The following is an 18161-nucleotide window of genomic DNA, read 5'->3' as shown; positions in this document are numbered from 1 at the left end:
TTTCGCGCTGAGGTTTATTTGCAGAACCGCTGGAAATGTTGCGATATTGCCGGCGATTATATTCTCAACGTCCGATAAATGATGAAAATACTAATAGCCGACGACCATTCGCTGGTGCGTTACGGGCTTAAATTAGCACTTCACAACCTTTTCAAAGACAGCCAGATTGACGAAAGCTGGGACGGAGCGTCGGTTAAAGCGCAGTTTGCCTTGCATGCTTACGACCTGCTGCTGCTGGATCTTAACATGCCGGAGACGGATTCGACTGTCCTGCTGCAATGGGTTCTGGAATTTCACATAAATACCAAGGTACTGGTAGTTTCCATGAATGACGAAAGCATTTTCGGCAAACGCTCGTTGCAACAGGGCGCACATGGTTACCTGGAAAAGGATTCGTCGCCAGAAGAACTTCTGAAAGCGGTAACGACCATCCTGAATGGAAAACGTTATGCGAGTCCCAACCTGGCCACGATCCTGATAAACGACACGCTGGCGGGCAAATCGGCCAATCCTTTCGATCAGCTTACTACCAGGGAATTTCAGGTGGCGATTTACCTCGCCAAGGATTATTCCGTTACGCAAATCAGTGAGATTCTACAAGTTCAGTACACATCGGTTAATACGTTCAAGCGAAGGATATTCAAGAAGCTCAATATTGAGAATAGAAGTGCATTAGTCAGGCTGGCAGACGCCTATAACCTCGGCTGAATGCAGCCAGGAACCAAACGGGCTGTGCATTACCAGGCCGCCTATACTCACGGACGTGCCTGCACCCTGGCTGCTTTTAACGGACATTGTGAAGCCCAGCGTATGCGCGAAATCCGCGACCAACTGATAACCGAGCCGGCTATTCGGTTCCACCGGCGCATTGACGACCGGGTTGGAGAGCCGGCGCTGAATTTTCTCCAACTCGCTGGCAAGCATTCCGCTTCCGTTGTCCCTGACGATAAGCACGGGGCCATTTTCTGAATTGGTTAAAACTAGCCGCACTTCTCCACCGCGCGTATGTTTGTTGGCATTGTCGATCAGGTTTCGCAGGATTGCTTTCAGAATATCACGGTTGGTATAAACGAAAACATCTTCCGGGCAATCCACCAGCAGCACATTCTTATTGAGCAGCACCATATCTTCAAAAAACTGCTGCAATTCCCCCGCCAGTTCATTAAATGAGAACGAATGCCGGGCCGGGTGGAAGTTTTCGTGCTGCGAGCGGGCCCATAAATTAACTTCCTTCACAAAGGCATGGATATTGCTGGTCGCTTTCTTGATTTCCTCGGTGCCCGCCTTCACTTCGGGAAGCTGATTATTGGCTGCAAAACGCGATACATGATCAGAAAGAACATTCAGAAAATGCAGTGGGGATTGAAGATCATGGGCGATCATCATCGTGATTTTCTGTTTCAGTCCATTGCTGTATTCAAGCCTTCGCGACAGGTCTTCCACCTGTTGTTCCAATTCTCTTTTCGCAAGATCGAGGCGGAAGTAACGGTCCCGCACCCACAGAAGAAAAGCCAGCAGGGACACCACTGTCAAAACCATGACACAGATCCATTGAAAGATCATAATTCACCACCGGATTAGATTTGGGATTTTTCAGTGAACTTAGTTCGCGAAGGGTACTTTATTATTGTTATACAAAGAAATCATTTTTGTAGTAAATATTGGTACAAAGTGTCAATATTTTTAACATAATTTCTACATAAGCACTAGAAATAGTAAATAAATCCTGCCTAAAACATAGGGTTAACTTAAAAAGTCAACAGCATGGACCAGAGCTGGGACCGTCTTTGCACTTTTCATCTATCGCGCTGATCCATTCATCCATCCTTCATAATCCGGCGTTTGTCATATTTCCCTTTCAGGCTTGCGCGTGCGCTACCATTTTTGTTGCGTCATTTACTAAAACCATGAAAATGCGAAGAATTCTCCTCATTTTTTCCATCCTTGCCAGCTCACTCCTATCCCCGGCATTTGCCCAATTCCCAGGCACAGGAAGCAGCCAGCCCAAAGCCCTGCCGGGAACAGCCGGCGACCAAAGCCCAAAGGGGTCGGCCAAGATAACCGGCTCTGTTGTAGATTCAGCTTCATCAAAACCAATTGAATTTGTGAGCATTGCCCTGTACGACAAAGCCAACAATAAGGCAGTGGACGGTACCGTGGCTGACGAAAAGGGGAAATTTGCGCTGAACAAACTCGCTGCCGGCGACTATAAGGTGCTCATTTCCTTTATTGGTTATGCCAATAAAACGATCGACAACATCAAGCTCTCCAAAGGCCAGGATATGGACCTCGGCACGATTAGTCTGGGTTCCAACACCAAAACCCTCAACGAAGTAACCGTTACCGGGCAGGCCGCACTAATCGAGGAAAAGGTGGACAGGCTGGTTTACAATGCGGAAAAAGATATTACTGCAAAAGGTGGTGATGCTACCGACATTCTGCGCAAGGTTCCGCTGCTTACCGTAGACCTCGACGGCAACGTTTCGCTGCGTGGCAGTCAGAATATCCGCGTGCTGGTCAACAACAAACCCAGTACCATTATCGCCAACAGCGTAGCCGATGCATTGAAACAAATCCCGGCCGATCAGATCAAATCGGTGGAAGTGATTACGAGCCCTTCGGCGAAATATGACGCCGAAGGATCAGGCGGGATCATCAACATTATCACTAAAAAGAACTCGTTGCAAGGCCTTAACCTGAATATCGACGCCGGGGTAGGAAACCGCGGCTCGATGCTCGCATTGAATGGCGGCTACCGCAAAGGCAAGGCCGGTTTCACCATCGGCGGGTTCGGACGCGGCATGTATAATACAGTTACCAAAACGTCGTTGGAGCAAACCAGCGTCGTAAAAGACATTACCACTATCACACGCCAGACCGGCGACGGTTCGAGCCACGGGCTTTTCGGGAACTATAACCTGGGCTTCGACTATGACATTGCCAAGAACCAGAGCCTTACGGCAGGTGTGAAATACGGTGTGCGAAACTTCTCGAACCAGCAGGACCTCGTCACCCGACTCATGAAAACCGGCAACCCGGATGAGGTCTCGGCACGCAATGTCGCAGCAGACAACCTTTCGGGAACCGTGGACGTGAATGTCGATTATCTGCATACGTTCAAGCCCCAGCAGGAATGGAGCGTGTCGACCCTATACAGCCGCAACGATCTCACCAACGACTTCGATGCAGATATTTTTATCGAAAAAGAACTGACTTCCCGGCAACGCAACCTTAACAAGAGCATTAACCAGGAGTTCACGCTTCAATCGGATTACCAGACGCCTATCAAGAAAAATCAGATGCTCGAATTCGGAGGAAAAGGGATTTTCAGGGAAGTAAAAAGCAAGTACAGCTTCCTGATCGCCGAACCGACAGGTGACTATCGTCCCGAAACCGATCAGCCCGCGGGAGACCTGACCTACCATCAGAACATCGCAGCAGCGTATTCATCCTATACTTATACCACTAAAAAGCGCTACACATTGAAAGGAGGTCTGCGGTACGAACACACGTTCATCGACGCAAGCACCAATGAGGGGGTTGTGGGTGTAGGAAACTATGGCGTGCTGGTACCCAGCGTGAATGCGTCGAAGACATTTAAAGGAACAACCGTGAAACTCGGCTACAACCGCCGCATCCAGCGCCCCGGTCTCCAACAATTGAACCCGAACTTCAACTCGGCCAACCCACAGAACATCACCGTCGGTAACCCGGAGCTCCGTCCTGAATTAACCAACAACTACGAACTCGGCCTGAGCAAGAATATCAAGAAGACGTATGTAAATGCGACATTTTTCGGCCGCTTTACCAACAATGCGATTTCACAGGTGCGCCAGCCTTCGGATTCGCTCGATGGCGCGATCGTGACCACGTACGAGAACATCGGCAAGCAGCACGCATACGGCGCCAACATTTTCGCCAACATTGCAGCTACATCGAAGATCAACTTCGGGATATTCGCCAATGCATTCTATACCAAACTGACCGGCCAGACAATCGGACAAAACGGACTTTCGCAGGAAATCGATAATGACGGTATAAACATCAGCGGTGGTATCTTCTCGCAGGCTACCTTCGGAAATGGCTGGGGCGCGCAGGCGTTCGGATTCATGCAAGGCCAGCAGATTCAGCTGCAAGGCAAGCAGGGCGGCTTCGGTTTCTATACGATTGGTGTGAAGAAAGAATTTGCCAACAAAAAGGCCAGCCTCGGTCTCGCTGCTGAAAACTTCCTGAGCAGAAGGTTTAAAATGCATACCGAATTGACTTCCTTGCAATTCAACCAGGTCAATGACGTATACCTTTACAACCGTGGGTTTCGTCTGACATTTACCTATAAAATTGGTAAAATGACGATGGAGCAACCGAAAAGAAAGGCCAAGTCGGTCAACAACGACGACGTGAAAAGCGACGGCGGCGGACAACAAGGCGGCGGTGGCGGCCAGGGCGGCGGCGGAAATGCTCCCCGCTAGGCGCGCCCCGCCAGGTTACGGCACAACGATATTAAACGAAACTTACACAAGCCTGTTAAACTCAAATACAAACTTCGATATGAAAACAAACAAACTAATTTGGACAATGGCCGTGGCGCTCGTCTCTACCGCCTCTTACGCGCAGACTGTGGATGAAATCGTAGATAAACACGTCGCCGCCCTGGGTGGACTCGACAAGATCAAGGCTGTAAATACCGTGATCACCGATCGCTCGCTGGCTGTACAGGGCATGGAAATACCCAACAAAACGACCCTGGTAGTAGGCAAATCCGTACGCAACGAGTCTACTGTAATGGGCAATACGATGATCCAGGTGGTGGATAACGGCCAGGGCTGGATGATCCGTCCGACCATGATGGGCGGCACCGGAGAACCGGAAGACATGCCGGCCGACCAATTGAAACAACAACTGAGTTCGCTCGATCCATTCGGCGGCCTGGTGAATTATAAAGAGAAAGGCAATAAAGTGGAGCTCGTGGGCAAGGAATCCGTCGACAAGAAAGACGTTTTCCACCTGAAACTCACCACTACCGACGGCCAGGTAATCGATGAATTTGTGGATGCAAATACCTACCTCGTAACCAAAGTGAAAGTATCGATGAATGGCAACGACGGCGAAATCGCGCTCTCGGACTACAAAGAAGTAGATGGGGTAAAATTTGCGAATACGATGGAAATCAGCAATCCGCAAATGGGAACAATGTCTTTCATTACCAACAAAATAACAGTGAACACACCAGTGGATCCGGCGATATTCAAGAAGCCGGCGAAGTAGGTTTGCCGACTCCCCGCCCGATAGCGTTGTTACCTGAACAACGCTATTTTTTTTGACAATTCGATGGGGTCCTTTACCTCCATTTTATCGTAAATGCGCCGTTTATAGGTGCTGATCGTGTTTTCTTTCAGGTTCATGATCGCGGCGATCTCCTTGGTCCATTTGCCTTCGGTCATGAGCTGCATAACGCGCCGCTCACGGGGCGAGAGCGTGACGATCGGGTTACCGCCCGTCATGCGGCCGGTAACGTCGGCAAAACTCGAAAGGAAAATTTGCTGCACATCGTAGCTCACGTAACGGCCGTGGTCGAGGATGGCTTGCACGGCGTTCACGAATTCCTCCTGCGGTGCTTGTTTGGATATAAACCCGTCGGCCCCCGCCTGCAGGTATGGCAGAGCATAGACTTTCTCATCGAATGCCGAGTGGATCAGGATGGGAAGCCCGGCTTGCCTTTCGCGCAGCATTTTCATCATCCTGACGTTTTCGCCGCCGGGAATGTCGATGTTCAGAATAGCCAGATCGAAACGTTCCTGTTCGAGGATCGCGAGCGCGGCCGGAAATGTCTCCGCATGACCCACAACGGCTTGCGGGTAAAACTCGGCAAATACCATTTTAAGCCCCAGCAAAATCAGCGGGTGATCTTCAATACATAAGAATTTCATAGAAGTGCTAACCGATATAGACAGGGTTTATGTTATTTCGTACAATATCAGGGATATTACCAGGGACAGATTGTCGCTATTTGTAGAAATATATCTAGCTGTCGGCGAATGTGCCCCGCGCGTATCTGCTCAACTCAACATAGTAACTTTCTCGATCAACTTGATCAGGCTGTTAACCTGCATCTTTTTGAGTATCCGCATCTTATGCGTCCCGACGGTCGTTTTATTGATGTTCAGAATGGCTGCAATCTCCCCAGTCGATTTCCCGGCAATGAGGTGGTTCATCACCTGCCGCTCCCTGTCGGAAATACTCATCAGCGGATTCACGTATCGCAGCGAACGGTTGATCTGACTTTCCTGAATAATTTGCTGCTGTAAGGCAGTACTCGCATATTTTCCCATCACCATCATTGCCCTGATCGCTTCGTCGAACTGTGCCGATGACGCTAGTTTCGACAAAAAACCGTCTGCACCTGCCTTCATATACGGCAGACCATACGTGCTTTCATCGAGGTCTGTGATGACCAGAATGGCCGTGCCTGGATATAATGTCTTCATCCGTTCCACCACGCCGGCTCCGGCTTTCCCTTTAATATCGACGTCAAGAATGATCAGTTCGTAAATATTGCGGCCCGCAAGATCATAGGCTGCGTCGACGGACGAAGCATTGTCGACCTTCGTTACCGGATTGATTTCACCGATCTTCTGTCTTAATCCCAGCACGGTTAGCGGCTCGTCCTCGATAATGAGTATATTCATAAATTGGCTGATTGGCTGACAGAAACCGGGCATTTAGCCGCTATTGCAACTGTCATAATTTCACCAGTTCCAGACTTGGAACTAGTTCGTAATTCAAAGATGTAAATTTAAGAATAAATATTACACACATGTCGCTACATATAAATGTAGAAATTTCTCTAATATAACTCAAACAAACTCGATTCAAAACTTGCAGCGACTGGAAGCTTAATGAGCAGCGAGGGCTCAAATTGAGCTTGAAATACACTTTAAACCTCATCCGGACGCTTCCCAACCCGGAAATTTCGTCTCGAATAGTAAAACTTTTTTTTGCCGAACCGGTTAATTAACTGTAAACTTGTACAGACCGCTGAATAAGTTTTACATTAAATAATAGGAGTTTTACTTAATATTTACTGTATTTATTTGATAACCACTGAGTCACAAAAGGTTATAGACGGTCGAAAACGGAATATAAGTCCTCCTTAAAAAATGAAAAAAATCTTACTGGTTGAAGACCATGCAATTGTCAGGCTCGCTACCCGGTTCTTGATTCTCGATTTACTGAACCCCGTGGTCGTTCATGAAGCTGGCTCTTTCAGTGAGACACTCGCCCAACTCACTCATAATCAGGTAGACCTGGTTATTCTCGATATCAATATTCCGGATGGCGAAGGTTTCAATATGATCCCAAGGATCCGGGAAGTCCAGCCCAAAGTGTTGATCATGATCTTTTCGAGCCTCGAAGAAGAGATCTATGCCTTGCATTATATCAAAGCAGGTGCCAATGGCTTCCTCTCCAAAAATGCTTCACAGGAGGAGATCAAAAAGGCGATATTGTCCATGCTGGAAGTCGGTAACTACATTAGCACTGCCGTTCAGCAACAACTGCTGCGCAACACCCTCGAAAACAAACCCAATGGCGAGAACCCGCTCGAACACCTCTCGCAACGTGAACTGGAAGTGATGGACATGCTGATTGAAGGCTATTGGACGAAAGAAATCGCGATCAAACTCAACCTTACGGAAAGCTCGGTCAGTACCTACAAAGCGCGCATCTTCGAAAAACTGAAAGTTTCGACACTGATCGAAATGTTCAAAAAAGTTCAGTTCTACAAAAGTCAAAATCCTGGTATTTAGACAGTTGTTAACTATCTATTAATTTTTTAGTTATAATATTTGACATAACTACGAAACATTCGTAGAATTACGAAAAAATCGTAACCATGGAAAAACTGACGGCTCAGGAGCAGGACGCCATGCTCGCGGTATGGAAAACCGGCGAAGGAAGCGTAAAATCATTCATGGAGGCTATGACACCTCCCGTCCCACCCTATACGACGGTTGCGTCGACCATCAAAAACCTTGAAAAGAAGGGCTATCTCAATAGCCGGCTGATCGGCAATGCCTATTTGTATGCACCGGTAATTAGCGAGGAAGCCTACAAGCAAAAGTTTATGGGAAACGTCGTCAAAGACTACTTCGAGAACTCCTACAAGGAACTCGTGAGCTTTTTCGCACAGAAGAACAAGATTTCAGCCGACGAACTCAGGGAAATCATCGGTCTGATCGAAGGAAAGAAGTGATTTATCAAACCTTTTTAGCTATGTCGGCATTTCCGGATTACCTGCTCAAACTTTCGATCAGCCTCGGCGTGATCGCCCTTTTTTACCACCTGGTACTGCGCAAGCTTACATTTTACAGTCATAACCGGCATTTTCTGCGGTTCTATTCCGCATTTTGCTTTCTGATCCCGCTTTTTAACATCAACCATTTCGTCTCTCCCGAGCCCACTCCTGCGCGTGTCCTCGTGCAAAGCGTACCTGCCCTCACGCGCATCACCGAGCCGGAAGCTGCAACTTTCCCATCGGTTCTTCCAGGCGAGCCATCGGTTTTCACCGGGTTGTCGCCCCTTACTGCTAACGACTGGATTTTTTACATCTGGCTTGTTGGTGCGACGGTCATGACATTGCGCTTGCTGGCACACATCCGCTCCTATCTCCGGATCCGGTCGCAATCCCGGCTCATTTCAGACGACGGCGTAAAAATCTTCCATTTCGACCTTGACATGAGCCCATTTTCGTTCGGAAAGTCTATTTTCTACAACCCGCACCTGCACAAGCCCGACGAGTTGCAGGACATGATCCTGCATGAATACATTCACGTGCAGCAGTGGCATTCAATGGACGTGATCTGGTCCGAAATTCTGTGCATTATCAACTGGTTCAATCCTTTCGCATGGCTGATCCGTAGTGCCATCCGCCAGAACCTGGAATACATTGCCGACCAGAAGGTACTGGAAAATCACCCGGATACGAAAGCCTATCAATATCTGCTCTTAAAAGCTGCCATTGGTCCTGAGTTCTCTTTGGTCAACCAGTTTGGTTATCACTCTTTAAAACAAAGAATCGTGATGATGAACAAAAATGCTAGTCCGCGTGTGTTGATGGCATGTTTTCTGTTTATCTTGCCATTGCTGGCCGTGACCCTGGCGGCGTTCAGGTGGGACGTCCCTGGCGGGAAAAAGGTGAAAAACTTCTATCGTTCGCATGTCGAGGTAAGTAAAAGAAAGCCTCAAAACCTCCTGCATATGGCCGGGCTCCTGCTTTATGAAACCGGAGAACCGATTGTCGGTTTGCCACTCGAAGTGACACACGACGGCGTCTACATCAAAACGATCAAAACCGACAAGGACGGCTTTTACTTTGCCGAATTACCTGTTAAACCTGAAAAGGACGTCAGCCACACCTACGATATTACGTATGAAGATCCTGAGCATTACCTGAGCTACCACGTCGGCGAAGAATATCACGGCGGATTTAACTTCGGAGAACGCTTCACTATTTACTTTATACGCAAGCGCTCCATGCCAGAATTGTTAAATCACTTTTATTCAGTCGATTCAAAGCCATTTTACGACCACTACAGTCTATCGAACACCCGGGAGGAGCTCAAAGCCTACCTGTTTGCAAATCTGGCACCGCATCAAAAGGAGATGGATCTTAGAGTGGATTACATCAACACCCACCGATGGTCAAAAGATGTGATTACGCTATACAAAGGCGGCTATTTCGACCGCAAAAAGCATCTTATAGGCTATGAAGGGGAGCTGAAACTCTTCCTCGACGGCAAGGAAGCGACCCCGCGCGAAATCAACGAGGCTTTCAAAAATTACCCCTACATGCTGAGCGGAGATCGGGAAAGGCGGAATTTCGGGCCTGGTAATCTTTCCACGGAAATAACTTACCTCACCTTTCCACTCTACCGCGACGCGCCACCGGCGGCATTGGTAAAAGGAAATGTCGAAGTTAAAGATACCCAATCCTTCGATCCAGGCAGACTTAAAAATGAGCCCTATCTCCTCGACGGCTTCCGACAGGTTTACGGTGCGAGCAGTAACCTGATACCCGAAAAACGGGACATTAAAAGGATTATGCTGCTCAAAGGTCCGCTGGCAAAATATTATGATTCATCACTCAAAGAAATATGGTGGATCGAAACACGGCCAGTGAATGAAGTTTTCGAACGGCCGGATTTCGCTGCCAAATAGCAACTCATGTTGATCAGCACAATGTCGATGTGTTGTATTGCTCCCGCACACGTCGCGCGTGCGCAAGCGTGAGGCTAGGCTTGATCAGCTCTTTGAAGAACGGTACCACCGGCTCTCCCGCAGCCATCCGTTTAGGCCAGTCGGGCGAAGCAATGGCCGCGCGGCCGATCGATACGAGGTCGGCCGCGTTGCTGTTCAGTAATGCCTCCGCCAGCGCGATATCGTGCATTCCTCCGTTCGCTATCACAGGTGATCTGAGCAGGCTTTTGGCAATGCTGTTTGAAGAGGTTCCATCAGGGTACCGGCATTCGCGCTCCCAGCGCCCGCCTTCCGCCGCGATGTGCAGATAATCCGGGTCTATTTCGGCAAGTATTTCAAAAATTCGCCGCGCAGTTTCCGAACCGCCCGGCCAACGGTAAGTGAGATCATTGACTTTGCTCTCCGAAACCCGGATGCCCACGATGAAATCGGCGGGCAATGCCGCCTTCACGGCCCGATACACTTCCATCAAAAACCGTAGCCGGTTCCGCTCATTCCCGCCGTATTCATCGGTGCGGAGGTTGGTATGCGGCGTGATAAACTGGTCGAACAGGTAACCATTGGCCGCATGCAGTTCTACCCCGTCAAAACCCGCCTCATGTGCCAGCATTGCAGCGCGGACATAGCCTGCTTTCACGGCATCCAGGTCTTTCGTCTGCATGGCACGTGGCATGGGAAACGGGCTGGGGAATACGGTATTATCGGTAGCCCGTAGCCCCACCGGCTGTACCGCAGAAGGTGCGATCGTTTCCCCGGTCATTTCCGACAATGCTCCGCCGTGCATCAATTGATTTATAATAAGCACATTGTACTCATGTACGGCTGTCACCACGCGTTTCCAGCCATGCACATGCGCCTCATTCGCAATCCCCGGCTGGTTGCGGTTGGTTTTACTGAACAACTCGTCGGTGTAAGTACCTTCGGTGATGATCATTCCAAACCCACCGGCGGCAAATGCTTCGTAATAATCTGCCATTTCCTGCGTAGGTACGCCCTCGGGTGTAGCGCTCACACGCGTCATAGGCGCCACCACGAGGCGGTTAGCCAGTTTTCTGCCACGTATTTCAATACTATCGAATATCGTTTTGCCGATCGTTTCCATACTTTGTTTTTTTGATTACAAAAGTACCGGCCCGATCAGCGACGGGACATATAACTATTTTAATAAAAGCGCTTAAACTCTTTTAAGACCGCTGCGCCAGCTGCTTGCGTATCTGGCTCAGAAACACGGGTGTAATACCCAGGTAGGAAGCAATGTACCGCTGGGGCATGCGCTGTTCGAGAGTGGGATATTTGGTAATGAGCGCTTCGTACCGTTCGGCACCGGTCATGGAAATGGCATTCAGGATACGTTGGTCTTGTGCGATAGCGCCCTTTTGTTCGAGAATCCGCCAGAAGCGTTCGAATGCAGGAATATCTCTGTAGAGCTGTTCGAGGTCGTCCTTTTCTATTTGTAATAAAACCGATGCTTCTAGCGCGACGATATTTCGGGTGGCCGGTACTTGTAAATGAAAACTGGTGGAATCAGAAATCCACCAGTCTTCCATCGCGAAATGCAGGGTATGGTCGTTGCCCTTCTCATCCATGTAAAAAGAACGCAGAAAGCCCTTGCAAACGTAGCTTTCGTACCGGCATATGTCACCCTGCTGGACAAGATACTGCCGCGGAAGCAGCTTGCGAACTTTCAGAAGGGAAACGAAATGTGCCTGCTCGCCCGCCGTGAGCTCAATGCGGCGCAGAACATGGTCGAGGATCATTTTTTGCAATGCCGGGTCTTTTTCCAATGGTTTTCACAGCCTGATGTCGGCAGCAAATATTGGAAACTAATCCGTCCGATCCTACCGGCATGACCTGAAATCAGCTTAACGTGCCGCCGTCGATAGTGATTACCGACCCGGTGGTGTAGCTGTTGGTTGGACTGGCGAGGAATGCTACCGCATCCGCAATGTGCTCGGGACGGCCATATTTCGGAATCGCCATCATACCGCGCTGAAAATCCGAGAATTCCGATGTCGATGGGTTCATATCCGTATCCACCGGACCCGGCTGAATAAGGTTAACGGTAATGCCTTTTGGACCGAGGTCGCGGGAAAGCCCGCGCGTAAAGCCCGACAATGCCGATTTGCTCGCCGCATACAGGGTCGCCTGCGGTACCGCCGCGCGGTCTGCCATGCAACTGCCGATCGTTACGATACGTCCACCTTGCTCCATTTTACGGGAAGCCGTGAGACATGCTTCAAACACGGATTTGACATTGACATTCATCACATAATCGTAATCCTCCGTAGTGTGCTCCTCGAATGCCTTGCCTACGTACACGCCGGCACTGTTTACAAGGATATCCAGCTTACCATAATGTTCAATAGCCTGGTCGATAGCCGCAGAAACGGCTCCTTCCCGGGCGTTGTCGGATTGCAGGGCTACGGCAATAAGACCTTTTTCTGATAGTTCTTTCACAAGGGCTTCTGCCTGGGTTTTACCGTTGACGTACGTAAAAGTCACCTTCGCTCCTTCTGCCGCAAGCCTCTTCACGATGGCTGCTCCAATACCCCGGCTTCCGCCTGTTACGAATGCGACTTTGTCTTTCAAGTTTTGCATGATGATGAATTGGTTTTGATTTCATTGCAAAACTATCTACCTACTCGTAATTTTACAGGTACTAACATAATTATCAAGTACTAACATAAATGTAAGTTATGCGAAAACAGAGCTCCACGAACCTTGAAAACGAAATGTTGATCAATGGAAATTGCGATATGGCTTATACCCTGGACCTGATCGGTGGTCGCTGGAAACCATCGATCCTATGGCGACTAGCGAATGGCGCTATGCGGTACAGCGATCTCCGCCGCAGCCTGCCGGCCGTGTCGGAACGCATCCTCATCCTCCAACTCCGTGAAATGGAAAGCGATGGGCTCATCAGCCGCAAAGTATATCCGGAAGTCCCGCCGCGTGTGGAATACGAACTCACCGATCTGGGAAAAAGCCTCGAACCGGTAATCAATATCCTTACCGACTGGGGCGCCGAGAACCGGCCGGGCTCGGACAAAAAACGCGTGCGTTGTCCTATACTAACCATCAAATAACACGCATTTGCCGTGCATGATTGCGCGGCGAGCATTCCGGCACAAGGCGCACCGGCTTATTTTTTTGTATACCGTAAGCCGACAGAAAGCCCTATCTGGTAGGGCTGTATTTTGAAGGGGTTGTCAGGATTGCGTAGCTTTGAAAGGCTGTATTCGAAATACGGGCCGACGGTCATGATCACATTATTTCCCGCAAAAAGTTCCTTTCCAAAGCCCGCATTCACCCAGACCATGTTCTTCCTGGAAGTAAGATCCCGGCTGAATTCCGCACCGAAATCCCCGAAATAGTTACGCAGGAAATGCGAGCGGCGTACCGTATGTTTTTTAACGGCCATTCCCACCAAACGGACCGTACTGTTCTCCTCCTGCGGAATGCCTTTTCGCACCACTTCATAGTTTCCGGTGAGATCCGGCCCCACAGCAAACTCGCTGGTGGCGATCTCATACCTGTACGACTGCTTGAATTGTCCATAATTGAGCAACAACTGAAATCCCTTCCGCTCTACCCCGGCCGAAAATTTGTAACCGACAGTCTGCGCCGAGATTTTGGCAGGCAAAACGAAATTCTGGTAAACAACCCCATTCCCCGGCCGGACCGTCAGAATCTGGAAGGTACGCAACGGCGTAAACCCCGCAATAAAACTCCAGTGTTCTCTGAACAGAAATTCATAGCGCTTTTGCGGTTCTCCAGGCGTTATGAGGCTGTCGGGCTGCCAATTATATTTTGGAAGGGCCAATGGCCTGTGATCCAGCACCCCGATGTCTTGATCGGCCAACGACGGCCCTTCCAGTTCTTTAATATCGTCTTCAATGCTTGCCGCACTGTCCGGCAAGACATTTCCAAAATCTGCTTTCGTCATTGCCGATTCCAGGAACTCTCTATCGGCCGGTGAAATGTCCTTATTTCTTACCCAAACTGAACCAAACGGCGATCCTTTCCGCCGGACCGCTTCGATCCGTTTCACAACATCCTCCCGTTTGTATCTATACGACTGCGCGGCCGGGCGGGTGGCGCGTGAAGTACCAACCTGTACAACTTCTCCGGCTCTGCCCACATCACCGGATTCAACAGACAATTCTGGATGAGGTTCTGCCAGATCGACGCTGACCGATCGAACTTCCTGTTTTATAGCAGCAGGTTTCAGCTCTGGCCGCTCTTCTTGCCGTGCCGGCTTTGGGGAGACCGCAGTCAGGGCATTGGAAAACTCCCTTTTTACCTGCTTTGCGCCTGCTACCACTTCATTTTTTTTCTCCACTGAATAGGATACCAGGTACACGGTAGCCGTGAGCGCAATGAGTAACAGCAAGGACGCGACGAGGCCCGTTTGCACCATGCTGGTTCCGCCACCAAGCCCCTGGAAAATCTTTTCCCGAAGAGTCGGATCAGGCAGTCTTTCAAAATTATCGAATCGTTCACGGAGAGCTTTACGCAACTCCTCGTCGATACGCTCGTCAGAAGATTTCATATTGCGTAATTCCTTTTTCCTGTAACTTCCTCATTAACAAATTTCTTCCTCTTAAAAATTGCGAGCGGGACGTGCTGTCGGCAATGGACAGCATCTCTCCGATTTCGCTGTGAGTATAACCGTCTATCAAATGCAGGTTGATGATCATCCGGTAGCCATCCGGTAATGTGTTGATCACATTCAGCAGCACATTCATGTCAATCTGAGTGATAATCTTTCCATAATCTCCCGAATCAATCTCCCGCTGAAAATCTTCGAGATTTGAGTGCAGCTGCTGCTCTTTTGTAGTCCGGTGATAGTAATTAATCGCCGTCCTGATAACCACCGATTTCACCCACGCATCAATCACTTCCACATTCCTCAAATCATTGATGCTCTTGAAAACCTTGATAAATCCGTCCTGAAATATGTCCTCCGCCTCTGCCTTTGTTTTCGCATAACGCAGGCAGAGTCCCAGCAATCTGGATTTGTACCGTTCATAGAATGCCGTCTGCGCCCTGGCGTCGCCGGCTTGACATGCCCGAACCAGATCGGCCAGCGAACCGTATTTCTTGCTGCGGAAAAATGTCATTCAGAAGGGTTATGAAGTGTATCGTTGAAACAATTTTTTCTCGTTCACGGATCAACCACAGACTGGTACTTCATATCTACGAAGTTGCCATCCTGATCGAAAGTGAACCGGCAATTTTCATCCGTTCCCTGCATAATCATCCCATAACCTGTCCCAATCGGGTCTGAAAATTTATAGCCTTCCAGTAATTTCATGGAAGAAAATACCCACGAGTTCTTTACAAAGTTCTGTATTTTTTCAGGGTATTCATCAATATTATAATAAAATGCTTCGGCCCTATAAATCGTATTGGTAAGCTTTCCCGCGGCATTGAAAGTAAAGTCATAGCTGGTACTCGATGCGGTACGGGCATTTACCTCATATATTTTTTCATTCTTGTCGTTAATATTAATCGTTGCAGCCGCAAATCTCAGCTTTTCCCTTTCCAGGAAACTGACCACAGGTCCGGGTAAAACAATCAATTCATCTTTGCCGATCGTATACGAAAACTTGATATAAGGCTCCAATGTAATTGACATTTTTTGGGGATTATGAAGATCGTATTGGAGCCAGCTCAACAAATAGACCTGGTTATTCAACGTGTATCTGGCACTATATGCCCTACTATTACCAGACTGAATTTCAGGCTCTTTATAAGCCTCAGCCACTCCCCCGTTCATGTTCTTCGAAGGAAGCGCCCGCTTCATCGAATCAGGCAGTGCACCATGCATACGGTAAACACTTAATACCTTTTTGGTATTTAATGCGGCGTAAAAAGGATCACCCTTCAATTTATAATAGACTTCATACAGCTTGTCTTTTTCAATTGCCTGGAATGTAGCGTCCGTTGCATCCGGATATGCATTCGACATCACCTTGATAATCGCTTCCGGCAATATTTCAGGCGGAATCACTTGCTGATCTCTGTAATCGCTGCATCCGTTCAGAAAGAGGATGGGAACAATTAAAAGAAGTAATCTGTAAGTAAACATTCTTTCATTCATAGCATCAAATGATTTTGATCGCCGGGGTGCCAGTTTATTTAATTAATATAAGGATACTCCAAATTTGTGCTCCGCATCTCGTGTTTCGACGTCCGTCAACCAGGCAGCGCGCATAATAAAAGCGTAAGTGATTTTTCCCTGTACCGTTTGCTCCTCCACCAGGATCTTGATCCGCTCGGGGCTGGCTGCCCTGCGAGCTTCCTCCACTCCTCTGAACAATGGGGCAGGTTCGCTGGCTACATATCCGCTATCAGGTTGCCAATCGGTGCCGGACATCGCTGCTACAAGCGACTGAATGCTTTCGGGTAAGGGCAGTTTCATCATTTTGCGTTCATTGTCCCAGCTCCATTCACCGCTTTTTTTCGTCGATCTCAGCATTAAAACACATTGAAATTCGCCAAAAGGGACTTTGCCGTATGCACCGGTCATTTGTGATTCGGTTACTGTCCCTTTTCCGTAGTAGCCCCGGCCAAACTGCACTGCCACGAACGGAATTACTTCATTCAGGTAATGGTTGCTCAGCAACGTCGTTTTCTCTCTCACATTCAGCGTGGCAATCTGGTCCTCCTCCTGGCGGGATATTTCTTCGATACGCCAATACCTTTCCTGCACGGTCATCCTGCCCAGAAACTCGGCCTTCGTTAGTCCCGGATTCGGCTCCGGTTTTATTTCACTCTCCGTATCACAGGACAACAGTGAAAGCGTCGCAAACAGGAGGCTGTTCACTATGCATGTCCTGATCCGCCGTCCGCGACCGGCTTTTCCATGCTTCATCATCTCAAATTCATTTTATTTACATCGCCGGTGAAGCTATCCGGAAATCCGGTTTTTTCCAACTCTGGCCCGACTATCTTTTTCATGGCTAATAGTCTGATTGAAAAAGCCTTCCGATTATCCGCCCTACCGGCGAAGCATGCAGGAAGACACACCCTTCAAAAAAAACGCTGCACGAAGCTGAAAAAAACTTAACTCAATCCGGGTAATTTGAGACCGGAGCCTTTCAATGCCTCCATCAGCTTCTCCTGGATTTCCATTTTTGTATCTACGAAACCGTGGGCGTCGAGCCACACATTCACCATTACTTTGTAACCATCGGGCTCGATAGACGATATTCCAATGCGTCTTTCGGGGACTTTAAGGGCACTTTGGGCATGATCGAGGACATTGTTGACAATATTCCTGACCTCCCGGAAGTCAATGCCGTTGGTGAATTTCATTTCCACATCCAACCGTCTGTTTCCCGAAGTGCTGATATTGATGATTACCTCGTTCGAGAGCTTGCTGTTCGGAATCACGACCGTGCGGTTATCATACGTTTTCACGACCGTATAAAAGATTTTGATAGCCTGCACCGTCCCCTCCTGCCCTTGTGCTATAATGTTGTCGCCCACCTCGAAAGGTTTGAGAATCAGGATGAGTACGCCGCTCGTAAAATTCTGCAAAGTGCCTGACAGCGCCAGACCAGCAGCGACACCGATTGCGCCGATCAGAGCCGCAAAAACGGTCATTTGAATGCCTATGATCTGCATGACCGAAATAATGAGCAGCACCCGCAGTGTGGTAACGGCAAGGCTGAGAAGAAATGGTGTGAGGGAGGGATCGATTTTGCGCTTGTACATGTGCGCGTTGAGCCAGCGCGACAATAAGCGGATGAGCCAGAAGCCGGCTATCAGCACGGCTATGCCTACGAGAACAGAAGGCCCCGTTTCCAATATCCACGCGTAAGCCTTGTTATAAAACTGTTGAATTTTCATGATCAGAGTGCATTGACTAAAATGCCGTCCCCGGGAAAAAATCCGTT

Annotated in this window: 18 protein-coding genes; 7 read left to right on the top strand and 11 right to left on the bottom strand. The window is 48.8% G+C overall.

What is annotated here, in order from left to right:
* The first annotated feature begins 78 nt into the window (after positions 1-78).
* The gene (locus ACQ4MZ_RS20470; RefSeq protein WP_430847950.1) at positions 79-708 is read left to right on the top strand and encodes a response regulator; all 630 of its coding nucleotides are present in this window, start codon (positions 79-81) and stop codon (positions 706-708) included.
* Here the strand turns inward: ACQ4MZ_RS20470 and ACQ4MZ_RS20465 are convergent.
* Positions 673-1539: a sensor histidine kinase gene (locus ACQ4MZ_RS20465; protein WP_430847948.1), complete on the bottom strand. Its 867-nt coding sequence runs from the start codon at positions 1537-1539 to the stop codon at positions 673-675. The two genes, ACQ4MZ_RS20470 and ACQ4MZ_RS20465, sit on opposite strands and share 36 nt — an antisense overlap.
* A gap of 368 nt (positions 1540-1907) precedes the next feature.
* Here ACQ4MZ_RS20465 and ACQ4MZ_RS20460 point away from each other — a divergent pair, with 368 nt between their 5' ends.
* Together ACQ4MZ_RS20460 and ACQ4MZ_RS20455 are read left to right on the top strand one after the other, a co-directional pair.
* Positions 1908-4469 (top strand): TonB-dependent receptor domain-containing protein, encoded by a 2562-nt coding sequence (locus tag ACQ4MZ_RS20460; protein ID WP_430847946.1) that lies wholly within the window; start codon positions 1908-1910, stop codon positions 4467-4469.
* Between the two features lie 79 nt (positions 4470-4548).
* Complete coding sequence (locus ACQ4MZ_RS20455; RefSeq protein WP_430847944.1) at positions 4549-5265, top strand: outer membrane lipoprotein-sorting protein; 717 nt, start codon at positions 4549-4551, stop codon at positions 5263-5265.
* Positions 5266-5294: 29 nt separating this feature from the next.
* Here ACQ4MZ_RS20455 and ACQ4MZ_RS20450 read toward each other — a convergent pair whose 3' ends face one another.
* Together ACQ4MZ_RS20450 and ACQ4MZ_RS20445 are read right to left on the bottom strand one after the other, a co-directional pair.
* Entirely contained in the window at positions 5295-5927 is a 633-nt protein-coding gene (locus ACQ4MZ_RS20450; protein WP_430847942.1) for a response regulator transcription factor, read from the bottom strand.
* Between the two features lie 129 nt (positions 5928-6056).
* Positions 6057-6686, bottom strand: a complete 630-nt coding sequence (locus ACQ4MZ_RS20445) for a response regulator (protein WP_430847940.1) — start codon at positions 6684-6686, stop codon at positions 6057-6059.
* A gap of 471 nt (positions 6687-7157) precedes the next feature.
* On the opposite strand from ACQ4MZ_RS20445, the gene ACQ4MZ_RS20440 reads away from it, so the two are divergent.
* From ACQ4MZ_RS20440 to ACQ4MZ_RS20430, 3 genes are all read left to right on the top strand, one after another.
* Complete coding sequence (locus ACQ4MZ_RS20440; RefSeq protein ID WP_430847937.1) at positions 7158-7805, top strand: response regulator; 648 nt, start codon at positions 7158-7160, stop codon at positions 7803-7805.
* A gap of 86 nt (positions 7806-7891) precedes the next feature.
* Positions 7892-8251, top strand: a complete 360-nt coding sequence (locus ACQ4MZ_RS20435; protein WP_430847935.1) for a BlaI/MecI/CopY family transcriptional regulator — start codon at positions 7892-7894, stop codon at positions 8249-8251.
* A 20-nt stretch (positions 8252-8271) separates the two neighbouring features.
* Entirely contained in the window at positions 8272-10215 is a 1944-nt protein-coding gene (locus ACQ4MZ_RS20430) for a M56 family metallopeptidase (RefSeq protein WP_430847933.1), read from the top strand.
* A gap of 13 nt (positions 10216-10228) precedes the next feature.
* Here the strand turns inward: ACQ4MZ_RS20430 and ACQ4MZ_RS20425 are convergent, their stop codons facing one another.
* The 3 genes from ACQ4MZ_RS20425 to ACQ4MZ_RS20415 all read right to left on the bottom strand — a co-directional run bounded on the left by ACQ4MZ_RS20425 (position 10229) and on the right by ACQ4MZ_RS20415 (position 12852).
* The gene (locus ACQ4MZ_RS20425; RefSeq protein ID WP_430847931.1) at positions 10229-11356 is read right to left on the bottom strand and encodes an NADH:flavin oxidoreductase; all 1128 of its coding nucleotides are present in this window, start codon (positions 11354-11356) and stop codon (positions 10229-10231) included.
* A gap of 82 nt (positions 11357-11438) precedes the next feature.
* A complete protein-coding gene (locus ACQ4MZ_RS20420) occupies positions 11439-12038 on the bottom strand; it encodes a Crp/Fnr family transcriptional regulator (protein WP_430847929.1) in 600 nt (199 codons plus the stop codon).
* A gap of 73 nt (positions 12039-12111) precedes the next feature.
* Positions 12112-12852, bottom strand: coding sequence for an SDR family NAD(P)-dependent oxidoreductase (locus ACQ4MZ_RS20415; RefSeq protein ID WP_430847927.1), 741 nt, complete (start codon positions 12850-12852; stop codon positions 12112-12114).
* 98 nt (positions 12853-12950) lie between these two features.
* Between ACQ4MZ_RS20415 and ACQ4MZ_RS20410 the strand changes: the two genes are divergently transcribed.
* Positions 12951-13340: a winged helix-turn-helix transcriptional regulator gene (locus tag ACQ4MZ_RS20410; RefSeq protein ID WP_430847925.1), complete on the top strand. Its 390-nt coding sequence runs from the start codon at positions 12951-12953 to the stop codon at positions 13338-13340.
* Between the two features lie 56 nt (positions 13341-13396).
* On the opposite strand, the gene ACQ4MZ_RS20405 is transcribed toward ACQ4MZ_RS20410, so the two are convergent.
* The 5 genes from ACQ4MZ_RS20405 to ACQ4MZ_RS20385 all read right to left on the bottom strand — a co-directional run bounded on the left by ACQ4MZ_RS20405 (position 13397) and on the right by ACQ4MZ_RS20385 (position 18114).
* Positions 13397-14806, bottom strand: a complete 1410-nt coding sequence (locus tag ACQ4MZ_RS20405; protein WP_430847923.1) for a hypothetical protein — start codon at positions 14804-14806, stop codon at positions 13397-13399.
* On the bottom strand, positions 14793-15377 hold the full coding sequence (locus tag ACQ4MZ_RS20400) for an RNA polymerase sigma factor (protein WP_430847921.1): 585 nt from the start codon (positions 15375-15377) through the stop codon (positions 14793-14795). Before ACQ4MZ_RS20400 ends, ACQ4MZ_RS20405 begins: the two co-directional genes overlap by 14 nt.
* Before the next feature lie 44 nt (positions 15378-15421).
* Entirely contained in the window at positions 15422-16360 is a 939-nt protein-coding gene (locus ACQ4MZ_RS20395; RefSeq protein WP_430847919.1) for a hypothetical protein, read from the bottom strand.
* Positions 16361-16402: 42 nt separating this feature from the next.
* Entirely contained in the window at positions 16403-17137 is a 735-nt protein-coding gene (locus ACQ4MZ_RS20390; RefSeq protein ID WP_430847917.1) for a hypothetical protein, read from the bottom strand.
* A 188-nt stretch (positions 17138-17325) separates the two neighbouring features.
* Positions 17326-18114, bottom strand: coding sequence for a mechanosensitive ion channel family protein (locus ACQ4MZ_RS20385; protein ID WP_430847915.1), 789 nt, complete (start codon positions 18112-18114; stop codon positions 17326-17328).
* Between the last annotated feature and the right edge of the window lie 47 nt (positions 18115-18161).

Source organism: Dyadobacter sp. BHUBP1 (genome assembly GCF_050587785.1).
Taxonomy (GTDB): Bacteria; Bacteroidota; Bacteroidia; order Cytophagales; family Spirosomataceae; genus Dyadobacter.
The sequence above is the reverse complement of the archived record's forward strand: the minus strand, read 5'-3'. Positions and strand labels throughout refer to the sequence as shown.

Bases quoted from the DNA above. Each gene is read 5' to 3' on its own strand.
- ACQ4MZ_RS20425 (WP_430847931.1), bottom strand. From the start codon at position 11,356: ATGGAAACGATCGGCAAAACGATATTCGATAGTATTGAAATACGTGGC.
- ACQ4MZ_RS20415 (WP_430847927.1), bottom strand. From the start codon at position 12,852: ATGCAAAACTTGAAAGACAAAGTCGCATTCGTAACAGGCGGAAGCCGG.
- ACQ4MZ_RS20455 (WP_430847944.1), top strand. From the start codon at position 4,549: ATGAAAACAAACAAACTAATTTGGACAATGGCCGTGGCGCTCGTCTCT.
- ACQ4MZ_RS20450 (WP_430847942.1), bottom strand. From the start codon at position 5,927: ATGAAATTCTTATGTATTGAAGATCACCCGCTGATTTTGCTGGGGCTT.
- ACQ4MZ_RS20400 (WP_430847921.1), bottom strand. From the start codon at position 15,377: ATGACATTTTTCCGCAGCAAGAAATACGGTTCGCTGGCCGATCTGGTT.
- ACQ4MZ_RS20435 (WP_430847935.1), top strand. From the start codon at position 7,892: ATGGAAAAACTGACGGCTCAGGAGCAGGACGCCATGCTCGCGGTATGG.
- ACQ4MZ_RS20405 (WP_430847923.1), bottom strand. From the start codon at position 14,806: ATGAAATCTTCTGACGAGCGTATCGACGAGGAGTTGCGTAAAGCTCTC.
- ACQ4MZ_RS20460 (WP_430847946.1), top strand. From the start codon at position 1,908: ATGAAAATGCGAAGAATTCTCCTCATTTTTTCCATCCTTGCCAGCTCA.
- ACQ4MZ_RS20440 (WP_430847937.1), top strand. From the start codon at position 7,158: ATGAAAAAAATCTTACTGGTTGAAGACCATGCAATTGTCAGGCTCGCT.
- ACQ4MZ_RS20395 (WP_430847919.1), bottom strand. From the start codon at position 16,360: ATGAATGAAAGAATGTTTACTTACAGATTACTTCTTTTAATTGTTCCC.
- ACQ4MZ_RS20470 (WP_430847950.1), top strand. From the start codon at position 79: ATGATGAAAATACTAATAGCCGACGACCATTCGCTGGTGCGTTACGGG.
- ACQ4MZ_RS20430 (WP_430847933.1), top strand. From the start codon at position 8,272: ATGTCGGCATTTCCGGATTACCTGCTCAAACTTTCGATCAGCCTCGGC.
- ACQ4MZ_RS20390 (WP_430847917.1), bottom strand. From the start codon at position 17,137: ATGATGAAGCATGGAAAAGCCGGTCGCGGACGGCGGATCAGGACATGC.
- ACQ4MZ_RS20465 (WP_430847948.1), bottom strand. From the start codon at position 1,539: ATGGTTTTGACAGTGGTGTCCCTGCTGGCTTTTCTTCTGTGGGTGCGG.
- ACQ4MZ_RS20445 (WP_430847940.1), bottom strand. From the start codon at position 6,686: ATGAATATACTCATTATCGAGGACGAGCCGCTAACCGTGCTGGGATTA.
- ACQ4MZ_RS20385 (WP_430847915.1), bottom strand. From the start codon at position 18,114: ATGAAAATTCAACAGTTTTATAACAAGGCTTACGCGTGGATATTGGAA.
- ACQ4MZ_RS20410 (WP_430847925.1), top strand. From the start codon at position 12,951: ATGCGAAAACAGAGCTCCACGAACCTTGAAAACGAAATGTTGATCAAT.